Source organism: Kaistella pullorum, from assembly GCF_014837035.1.
GTDB lineage: Bacteria > Bacteroidota > Bacteroidia > Flavobacteriales > Weeksellaceae > Kaistella > Kaistella rhinocerotis.
Map to the genome: position 1 here is coordinate 396,054 of NZ_JACSPS010000003.1, position 10,827 is coordinate 406,880.

Consider the following 10,827-nt stretch of genomic DNA (forward strand, 5'->3'; position numbering starts at 1 on the left):
TTAAAGCCTCCGGTGACGTTCGAAAGGTTTCGTCCGGTCAAAAAGATAGCGGTAAGTCGCGAGTTTTCGCGTAACCATAGTTTCGAGATTTTCGGCAATCTTGATCATTTTGGGATTGAAGTCGCCTATCCACTGCATCTCATAATCTTCAAAATCTGTGGTGCGGCGAAAATGTTTTGTTCCTTCCCAAATCATGAAACCGTCAATTCCTTTGCGCTGCCACTCGGGTACAATACCAAAAACGAGCCCGACCATTTTCGTGTTCTTTTTAAATTTTTTAACGACAAGAAACTTGATTTTTTGCCAAATACCGAATTCTGAACCGGTGTATTTAAACCATTGATTCAGGTCCGGAATATTCATCCACATTGCGATTGGCTTTTCATTTTCGTACACAAACCACGAGATATGCTCGTTGATAACGGGCTTTAAAGTATTGAAAAGTTTCAGCGTCTGCGTTTTTGAAATCTCCTTTCCTCCTCCATGTTGCGCCCAGGCGCGGTTGTAAACTTCAGTGAAATCCGCCGCATACTTTTCGAGGTTGCGGACTTTCATCCGCTGGGCGGAGATTGCAGGGTTTCGTTTCACGCGCGCGTGCATTTCCAGGAAATTCTGCGCAACAGGATCGTGCACTTTGCGCCCAAAACAGAGTTGATTGAAGTAAATCTGAAAGCCAAAATTCTCAAAAAGCTGCTGATAATAAGGCGCGTTATAGTTCATCCCATAAAGCGGTTCACTGAATCCCTCGATAAGTAAACCCCAGAATTTATCGCGTTCGCCAAAGTTTATCGGGCCATCCATCGCTTCCATGCCACGTTGCTGGTGCCAATTCCGGCAAAAATCAAATATAAAATCGGCAGTTTGCTGATCATTGATACAATCAAAAAAACCAAAACCACCGGTCGGCTGCTCATTGCGGTATTTTCGGTTGACGAAAACCGCTACACGGCCCACAGTTTCATTGTTATCATTAAGAAAAAGAAAGCGTTCGCACTCACCGAAGCGGAAAAATTTGTTCTTTTTAGAATCAAAAACCGCTTCAACATCGTTATTTAACGGTTGGATATAGTGGGGATCATCTTTGTAAAGCTTCGCCGGAAAAGAAAGGAATTCGGAGATTTGCGCGGCAGATTCGACTTTTTGAGCCCTCATATTTTTGTAGCTTTCAATTTGTAAATGCTTTTTTAATGAATTGCTCTAAGACTTATCAGTGCCAAACGGTAGCCCGAAAGTCCGAAACCGCTGATAACTCCGAGAGAATGCGCGGCTGTGACAGACTTTTGCCGGAATTCTTCCCGTTTGTAGATATTGCTGATGTGCACCTCGATCACGGGTTTCGAAATGTTCTTTAAACAGTCTGCAATAGCATAGGAATAGTGGGTGTACGCACCCGGATTGATGATCAGTGCATCAAAATCGTCGAGCTGAATCCTGTTTATAATCTCACCCTCAATGTTGCTCTGAAAGAAATAAATTTGAGTGTCGCCGTACTCTTGGCGAAGATTTTGCAGATAGCTGTCCATCGGTTCGCTGCCATATATTTCAGGCTCTCGGGTGCCTAAAAGATTAAGGTTTGGACCGTTTACGATTAAAATATTCATCCGTACTTTTTTTACAAATATAATAGGTTTAGAATGGGAAAATTTTATTTTATGAATAAAAAACTAATATAAAAATTTGGTATAAAGACCCGGATTTGGCTGAAAACTGCCATTTAACAGATCCGTAACTGCTTATTTTTTAAGAAAATGTATTTTTGTAAGGCGTCCAATACCAATATCCATGAAAGTTTTAAAAAAAACGCTTAAATATACCGGCATTTTCCTCGGATCACTGCTGATGCTCGTCATTCTGCTCATTCTGAGTTTACAGTTGCCGGGTGTTCAAAATTTTGCTAAAGGAAAACTGGTAAATTACCTCGAAGAAAAAATCCATACAAAAGTCACTCTGGATCGCGTACACGTGGGTTTTCCGAACAGTTTGGTGATGGAAAATCTTTATCTGCAGGGCCAGACTGTAGATACGCTGCTTTTCGCACGGAAGCTGGATGTGGGTCTTAATATTCCGAAACTTCTGAAAAGCACTGCAGACCTTACCTCAATAGATCTCGAAGGTGTAACGGCAAATGTGGTGCGCGAAAAAGACGGTCGCTTTAATTTCGACTATATCATCGATGCTTTCGCCACGAAAGATTCAGAAGAAAGTGAATCGAAACCATTCATCATCTCGCTAGATAAGATCAAACTTCGCGATATCCGGGTCACTTTCATAGACAATCAGGCACGAAACGACATTGCGCTCTATTTCAAATCATTCGATACCAGAATTCGCACTTTTGACCTGCAGAATAATTCTTACGCCGCCAATAATATTGTGATGGATGGTTTACGGCTTAAACTTAAGCAGGATTTGCTCGAAGAAGTGGCGGGGAAAGTAGAGGAAAAAGTAGATTCTCTGAATCAGCAAAAGCCGATGAAAATCGGTCTGAACCGAATTAAATTCACCAATTTCAATATTGATTACGGCGATGACAACTCCAGGACCTTCGCGAAAATTATCTTCAAGGAGCTTGATACCAAAATTAACCAACTGGACCTTGAAAATAACCGTTTCGGAATTGATAATATCCTACTTCGTGGTGCCAACATTGACGCGAAACTATTTTCGCCCGCGAACAGTTCTTCCACAAACAATCAAACTAAAACTTCAGAATCCCAAAAGCCACTTGCGTTGCAGCTCGGGAAACTGCAGTTTGATGATGTGAAACTGGCGTACGACAATACCGCTGCAGCACGTACGCGAAGCGGAATGGATTTTAATCATCTCAATTTCTCCAAACTGAATCTTGAACTCAGAAACTTTAAAATGTTGGACGAAACGTTCGCCGGCACCGTAAATTCAGCTGAGATTAAAGAAAGCCGCGGGCTCCACATTCAAAAATTCAATACAGATTTTGTCTATAATAACGAACAGGCGTATCTGAAAGATCTCTATCTGCAGACTCCCCGCACGACGCTTCGGGATGAAATTGTGCTGAACTATAATTCTATACAGCAACTTTCTGCAAATCCGGGCTCGGTGAAGATAGCCGCGGATATTGAGAACTCTAAAATAGGTTTCGCCGATGTCTTACTTTTCGCTCCTCAGCTTAGAAATACCGCGCCTTTCAATAAATATCCGAATGCTACATTAAATTTAAATACAAGGCTGCGCGGAACCATCAATGATCTGAACATTCAAACGCTGCAACTTTCGGGACTGGACCAGTTGCGCATTAATGCTTCAGGAACCATCAGGAATGCGATGTCACCGGAAAATTTGGCTTACGACCTTAATATCCGTGATTTTTCGTCATCTGCTAAAACCGTTTTCAATCTTGTTCCGAAAAACACGATTCCTTCAAATATTTCGCTGCCATCGCAATTTAAGATCGCCGGTACCGCAAAAGGAACCACGCAGCTTCTCAATACAAATCTGCGGCTAACGTCTACACTTGGAAATGCCGCGGTGCGCGGCTCAGTGGACATGCGGCGTAAAAATCAGGAGCGGTACGATGTTTTGGCTAACCTGCAGAATCTGCAGATCGGTAGAATAATCCAGAATAAAGATTTACAGGGAATTACAGGACAAATTTCGGTGAAAGGACAGGGTTTTGAACCAAAATCTGCGATAGCCGACATTAAAGGTAACATCGGATCTGTGTATTATAACGGTTACACCTACTGTAATATGGCGTTAGCTGGAAAAATAAACCGCGGGGCATACAGGCTAAATCTGGATTCAAAAGATCCGAACGCCAATCTGAAACTGCTCGCTTCCGGTGTTTACAATGAAAAAAATCCAACCGTGAAGGTGAATGGTTCCATCCAGAAACTTGATCTTAATAAATTAGGGTTCTACAGTGATCAAATGATCCTGGCAGGAAACCTGGATGCTGATTTTACAAGCTTGAATCCGGATGCGCCGAATGGATTTCTTCATCTGAAGAATTTCGCGATTTCAGATACAAAGGATGTATTCCCAATTGAAGAAGTGATGCTCACAGCGGTATCTACAGCAGACAGCAACCGGATTGAACTGCTTTCCCAGGTGGCGGATGTGGAACTCACGGGTAAATACAAACTGACGCAGATTTTCGGCTCGCTGCAGCAAACGATCAATCAGTATTATGAGTTTCAAAAGCCCGGATCTAACACAGCCCGAATAGATCCGAACCAATATTTTAATTTTAACGCAAAAGTAAAAGACGATAATCTGCTGCGACGGTTCGTGCCCGAACTCACTGCTTTTGAGCCTATTACCATTACGGGAAATTATGATGCAGATACAAGGCAAATTCAGCTGAACGGCCAAATTCCGCAAGTCACTTATGGTGAAAATGTAATTCGGGACGGAATTTTAAATGTGAACAATCAGGGCGACGCGCTGGTGTATGATGTTCACCTTGCCGAATTTAACAATGAAAGTATCGCCTTAAAAAAAGTAGGTCTCACAGGTGATGTCCGCGATAATGTGATTACCTACACTGCCTCCACGAAGGACGAAAAAGATCAGAACAAGTTTCTTATTGCGGGAAATGTTGAAAAAATGGGTGAGCTGACGCGTATTCACCTCAATCCCGACGGTTTGACTTTGAACTATACAAACTGGCAGGTTACGCCAAACAATTATCTGCAGATTGGCCGTGGTGGCATTGTAGCGAATAATTTCGGCATTTCCAATGAGGGCAGCCAAATCCTGCTACAGTCTCAAACCAATTCTCCAAACAGCCCGCTGAATGTTAACATCACAGACTTTAAAATAGAGACTATCACAGAACTAGTAAGGAAAGATTCGCTATTAGCCAAAGGAAATATCAACGGTACTGCGCAACTCCGCAACCTACAGAAAAACATGACGTTTGACGCGGATATTGATGTGACCGATCTCTTTGTGTATGGAAATCCTGTCGGAAACCTTGATTTAAAAGCAAACAGTGCGGGAACCAATATTATCAGGGCAGACGCCGCCCTGTCCGGCTTCGACAATGATGCGCGGATTACCGGAACTTTCAATTCTTCGACGGGCAATATTGACATGAATCTTGATCTGAACCGGATGCAGATGAAAACGGTACAGGGACTTTCGATGAACGCGATGGAAGATGCTGAAGGCTACCTTTCGGGAAATCTCCGCATAAACGGAACTACTTCAGCACCAAAAATACTTGGAGGAATTAAGTTCAATGATGTCGGCTTGGGTATCACGCAGCTTGGCAGTAAGTTTAGAAACATCAATGACGAAATAAGTTTCACCAGCCGCGGAATCGACTTTAATAATTTTACCATCAAAGATGACTCGGGGAACGACTTTATAATCGATGGTGCGATATTGACGCAGACCTACAGGGACTTCGCATTTAATTTGGATCTGAATGCGACGGATTTCAAAGTTGTCGATTCTGAAAAAAATAACGATCAGATCATGTATGGTGTTCTGGCCGTAAATGCTGATCTGGCAGTGCGCGGAAACCTTGATCTGCCGCAGGTGGACGGAAACCTTAGCGTAACCGACGTTACCGATTTTACTTTTGTGCTACCAACTTCTTCTCCACAGCTTCAGGACCGTGAAGGAATTGTAGAATTTATCGACCAGGATTTGATTGCACTGCAGGAAACCATTAAAGCCGATTCACTTACCAACCAAAGTGACATCAAAGGTTTGGACGTGAATGTAAATATTTCAGTCACTAAAGAAGCGAAAATCTCACTCCTGATCGATAAGGCAAATGGTGATTTCGTGAAACTTCAAGGTGACGCAGAACTTACGGGAGGCATTGATCCTTCGGGTAAGACAACGCTTGTAGGCGTTTACGAAGTAGATCAGGGCGCATACGAAATGTCTGTAAGCCTTCTTCGCCGCAAGTTTGAGATACAAAAAGGCAGCACGATCACGTGGACCGGCGAACCTACGAGTGCAAATCTGGACATCACCGCTGTCTACAAAACCAATGCGGCGCCGCTTGACCTTTTGCAGCAACAGCTAACGGGCGCGTCCGGTTCCGAACTGAACCAGTACAAACAGCGCATCCCGTTTAACACCCTGCTCATCATGAAAGGTGAACTGATGAAGCCAATTATTACATTCGACATTACTACTGATGAACAGAACAGTTCGGTTTCAGCGACTGTACTTGATAATACAAAAACCAAACTTGAGCAGCTCCGCCGTGAAGAGGCAGAACTCAACAAGCAGGTTTTTGCGCTGCTCCTGCTGAACAGGTTCATCGGTGAAAACCCTTTCCAGAGCGATACGGGTATTTCTGCCACTACTTTGGCTAAACAAAGTGTCAGCCGCATCCTTTCTGAACAGCTAAATAATCTGGCGAAGGACCTTATTGGTGGTGTAGAACTGAATTTTGACCTTGAATCCACAGAAGATTATTCTTCCGGAAACCGGAACGAACGCACTGACCTTAATGTTGCATTGAGCAAAACATTGCTTGATGACCGACTGACGGTTACGGTTGGAAACAATTTCGGACTTGAAGGAGATGCACGTGCAAATGAGCAGATGACCAATATCGCCGGAGACGTAACACTCGATTATAAACTGTCGCGCGATGGCCGATATATGCTGCGCGCATACCGGAAAAATGATTACCAGGTCGCATTGCAGGGACAAGTGATAGAAACCGGTGTAGGCTTCATCATAACACTCGATTATGACAAATTCCGCGATATTTTCGACCAGATGAAACGAAACCGTGAGATCAAAAATCAAAAACGCCTTGAAAAAAATGACTAAATTAAAACTGAAACATTATTTCGGCGCTTCCATGGCTGCGATGTTGGTCCTGAATTCGTGCAGTAACACAAAGTTTTTACAGGAAGGCCAGCTTTTGTACACAGGAGCGGAAGTAAACATTAAAAATGATACGCTTAGCAAAAAAGAAAAATCAAATCTTGCAGAAGCGCTTGAAGATCAGTTGAGACCAAAACCGAATTCCTCTTTTTTAGGTCTGCGGCCGCAGCTTTACATCTATAATATTACGAAAGAACCTAAAAAGGATAAAGGTCTAAGACATTGGCTGAAATACAGAATTGGCGAAAAACCCGTTCTGCTGGGCGATGTTGACCGTAAATTTAATGAAGACATTATCGTAAACTATTCGGAAAACAAAGGCTTCTTCAATGCGCGCGCAACATCAGACACGATTTCTAAAAACAAAAAAGCAAAAGTAATATACACACTTACGCCGGGTGCACGTTACCTGATCAGTAATGTAAATTTCCCGGTAGATTCTACGGTGATCAACAGCGAAATTCAGTCCATCAAATCGGAAAGTCTTTTAAAAGCGGGTAACCCATTTGATTTAGACGTTATAAAAGCCGAACGTGAACGAATTGATGAGCATCTTAAAAACCGTGGGTTTTATTATTTCAGCCCAGACAATATCATTGTTCAGGCAGACAGTACCGTATTGAAAGAACCAAAGGTGGAACTGTTCGTAAAACTTAAGAATAATACGCCGCAACTTGCCAAAGAACCGTTCACCATCAATAAAACCATCGTATTTCCAGATTATAATATCGATGATGTGAAGGTTGGGAAGTACGGAATTCCTTATGCAACGGATTCGGTGGAAGTTCAGGACGATTTATATATCGTGGATCCTGAGAAAAAATTCAATTCGAGAATTTTCAACCGTGCACTATATTTCAGCAAAGGTGATCTGTACAACCGTAAAGACCACAACCTTTCGCTGAACAGGCTGATCAGTTTAGGTGTTTTTAAATTTGTAAAAAACGAATTTGTAGTTTCAGACTCTCTGAATAATCAGTTTGATGCGTATTATCTACTCACGCCGCGGCCGTTTCAGTCGCTCCGGCTCGAAACATTAGGTAAAACAAGTTCAGCCAATTACACTGGCGGCGAAGTGAATCTGAACTGGACGCACCGAAATCTTTTTAAAGGAGCCGAACAACTAAAAGCGAGTGTTTACGGTGCTTTTGACGTACAGATTGGTGGCCCGAAAGATGCCAATAACATCATTCGGGTGGGTACCAATGCACAACTCTCCATACCTCGCATCGTGGCGCCATTCAGATTCAGATCTTCCAGTGCGTATGTACCGCGTACCAATTTTGACATCGGCTATGAATATTTGAGCCGAACCCAGCTTTACACGCTTCACAATTTCACCGGATCATTCGGCTATCTCTGGAAAGAAAATGAGCGCAAAGAGCATAATTTGAAGGTTCTGGATGTAACTGTAGTAGCACCGCAAAATGTTTCGGATAAATATCTGCAACAAATAAAAGGTGATCCGGCCAACGGTATTATGCCTAATCCTTCGCTGCAGCGCGTAATAGACAAACAATTGATTTTCGGCCCAACGTATACTTATACGTACACCAACACGATGTTGCCGAAAAAAAACACGATGTATTATAAGGGCAGTGTGGATCTCGCAGGCACTTTGGCCGGAATACTGAGCGGCGCCGATGCAAAAGCCGGCAATCAGAAAGAACTGTTTAATATTCCGTTCAGTCAATATGCGAAAATGGAACACGACTTCCGCTACTACCGGAAAGTAGGTGATAAAAGCAGCTTCGCAAGCCGAATTATCGCAGGAATTGGTTATCCGTACGGAAATTCGACTACGATTCCCTATGTCAAGCAGTTTTTTGTAGGTGGCAGCAACAGTATTCGGGCATTTCGTGCCAGAACATTAGGACCTGGCAGCTACGACCCGACCGTGCAAAACGCCTCATTTTTCTTCGACCAGTCCGGTGACATTAAGCTCGAACTGAATGCTGAATACCGTGCAAACCTATACAAATTCTTAAACGCCGCGGTATTTGCGGATGCGGGCAATGTTTGGCTGGTGAACGAAGATCCTGAAAGGCCAGGCGGTAAGTTTTCAAAAGAATTTGTAAAAGAAATCGCAGTGGGAGCCGGTGTTGGCTTGCGACTTGATTTTAATATTTTACTCCTACGACTTGATTTAGCGATGCCGCTGCGCGTTCCCTATTTTGAGGAAGATGACCGATGGACGTTTGACAGGATAGATTTCGGGGACCGAAACTGGCGGCGAGATAACCTTATACTAAATATTGCGATTGGCTATCCGTTTTAATTAAATATTTTACGTGATGAAAAAGTTAAAATTCTACTGGGAAACCCTGAAAGAAACCTATAAAGAGTGGAACGATTCACCGGCCGGAAAAGATTCTGCGAGCCTGGCTTACTACTCTATTTTTTCGATTCCCGGCTTATTAATTATCATCATCTGGATTGCTGGCTACTTTTTCGGTCAGGAAGCTATTCAAGGACAAATCAGTGCACAAATAGGCGGAATGATGGGAGAAAGTGTTGCCGACAGCATCGAAGAGATGATCGCTGGTGCACTGATTGATAAGGAAAACATCTTCATGAAAATCGTCGGAATATTTTCCTTGGTATTTGGTGCAACCACCATTTTCTTTCAGTTACAGAAGTCGCTTAATTATTTGTGGGATGTTGAGGCAGCACCAAAGAAAGCATTTATAAAACTCATTTTGGACCGTGCAAACTCGCTCGGGATGATTCTGGTTATAGGTTTCCTGCTGATGATTACGATGGTCCTGTCATCACTTATAAGTTTATTTAATAATTTCATCGCAGCCCAGTTTGGATTGGAAACCTATTACCTGGTGGAAGTTGTAAACTTCGCGATTGGTTTTTTCCTTGTAATGGTGGTATTCGCGTTTATGTTTAAAGTACTTCCGGATGCCGAAATCGGTTGGAGATCAGTCTGGGCCGGTGCTACGCTCACGGCAATACTGTTCACGATCGGTAAATTTCTCCTAAGTTTTTATTTTGCAGAATTCAAACCGGAATCGGCGTTCGGTAAGGCGGGAACCGTGATTCTGATTATGTTATGGATTAATTATTCTTGTATGCTTATATTTTTCGGCGCGGAATTCACTAAGGTTTATTCAAATAAAAAAGGCTACAAGATTGAACCTTCTAAGCATGCCAAATGGAGTACGGAAAAGCTATACCGTAAAAAGCTGGCTGAAATGTCAGAGGAGAACAAAACCGCTGAAATGGAAAAGATTTGAGCCTTCGACAGTTTTTAAATAAAATAATATGCTTCGAGTGACTGAAGCATTTTTTAGTTGATTACGACGCATCGTAGTGCATTGGATAAGACCTGCATGTGGAATCTTTGCGTTCAATCTATAGATCGCCACCGCCGCTAGAGGGTTAGTTAATTTACAAATGAATCATTTGCAATCTTTAAATGGTTCTTCGGGAATAATATCTATGTATATTTAAACGTGTCTCCTCTCTTGCGTTCCATTGAAACCCAACATATGCTTGTTTTAAAGAGTTAGCGTTACTATAGAGCGTATCACTAAATTAATAATAGCCTGCATCGGTCCCTACACGATCCACCAGCTGTTCGAATCTGTTAAGACCTTTACGCTTTAAAGTTGAGAAGTCATTAGATTATATAGACAATCATTCTCTGCGTGCACCAGACGGATCGAAATCAGTCTACAACAATGCATTACTTGGCTTTTGCGCAAAAAAAATCCCCAATCAACTAAATGATTGATGACGATGTCCCGCCGAGGCGGATTAAAAAAACTGGCAGCGCCCTACTCTCTACTCGTCACAGATGACGAGACAGTACCATAGTCCGCGTTGAAGTAAGGGTTTAGTGATACGCCCGCCGCGAGTATCCGCATGTGGAGTTACAGTTGAGTGCATTTAAAACAAAAAAATCCCCAATCAACTAAATGATTGAGGACTGTGTCCCGCCGAGGCGGATTAAAAAAAACTGGCGGCGACCTA

The 10,827-nt window shown here is 42.7% G+C and carries 5 protein-coding genes; 3 read left to right on the forward strand and 2 right to left on the reverse strand.

The window, feature by feature from the left end:
* Both H9628_RS10375 and aroQ read right to left on the reverse strand, forming a co-directional pair.
* Complete coding sequence (locus tag H9628_RS10375; protein WP_251834072.1) at positions 1-1,152, reverse strand: hypothetical protein; 1,152 nt, start codon at positions 1,150-1,152, stop codon at positions 1-3.
* Between the two features lie 32 nt (positions 1,153-1,184).
* On the reverse strand, positions 1,185-1,601 hold the full coding sequence (gene aroQ / locus H9628_RS10380; protein WP_251834073.1) for a type II 3-dehydroquinate dehydratase: 417 nt from the start codon (positions 1,599-1,601) through the stop codon (positions 1,185-1,187).
* Between the two features lie 181 nt (positions 1,602-1,782).
* Here aroQ and H9628_RS10385 point away from each other — a divergent pair, with 181 nt between their 5' ends.
* The 3 genes from H9628_RS10385 to H9628_RS10395 are packed head-to-tail and all read left to right on the forward strand — an operon-like array spanning position 1,783 to position 10,088.
* The gene (locus H9628_RS10385; protein ID WP_251834074.1) at positions 1,783-6,786 is read left to right on the forward strand and encodes a translocation/assembly module TamB domain-containing protein; all 5,004 of its coding nucleotides are present in this window, start codon (positions 1,783-1,785) and stop codon (positions 6,784-6,786) included.
* Positions 6,779-9,121: a translocation and assembly module lipoprotein TamL gene (gene tamL / locus H9628_RS10390; protein WP_251834075.1), complete on the forward strand. Its 2,343-nt coding sequence runs from the start codon at positions 6,779-6,781 to the stop codon at positions 9,119-9,121. Before H9628_RS10385 ends, tamL begins: the two co-directional genes overlap by 8 nt.
* Positions 9,122-9,134: 13 nt before the next feature.
* Entirely contained in the window at positions 9,135-10,088 is a 954-nt protein-coding gene (locus H9628_RS10395) for a YihY/virulence factor BrkB family protein (RefSeq protein WP_251834076.1), read from the forward strand.
* Positions 10,089-10,827: the final 739 nt, after the last annotated feature.

What these genes read in the sequence shown, in the direction of transcription:
- H9628_RS10375 (WP_251834072.1), bottom strand. Translation starts at nt 1,152, where the DNA reads ATGAGGGCTCAAAAAGTCGAATCTGCCGCGCAAATCTCCGAATTCCTT.
- aroQ (WP_251834073.1), bottom strand. Translation starts at nt 1,601, where the DNA reads ATGAATATTTTAATCGTAAACGGTCCAAACCTTAATCTTTTAGGCACC.
- H9628_RS10385 (WP_251834074.1), top strand. Translation starts at nt 1,783, where the DNA reads ATGAAAGTTTTAAAAAAAACGCTTAAATATACCGGCATTTTCCTCGGA.
- tamL (WP_251834075.1), top strand. Translation starts at nt 6,779, where the DNA reads ATGACTAAATTAAAACTGAAACATTATTTCGGCGCTTCCATGGCTGCG.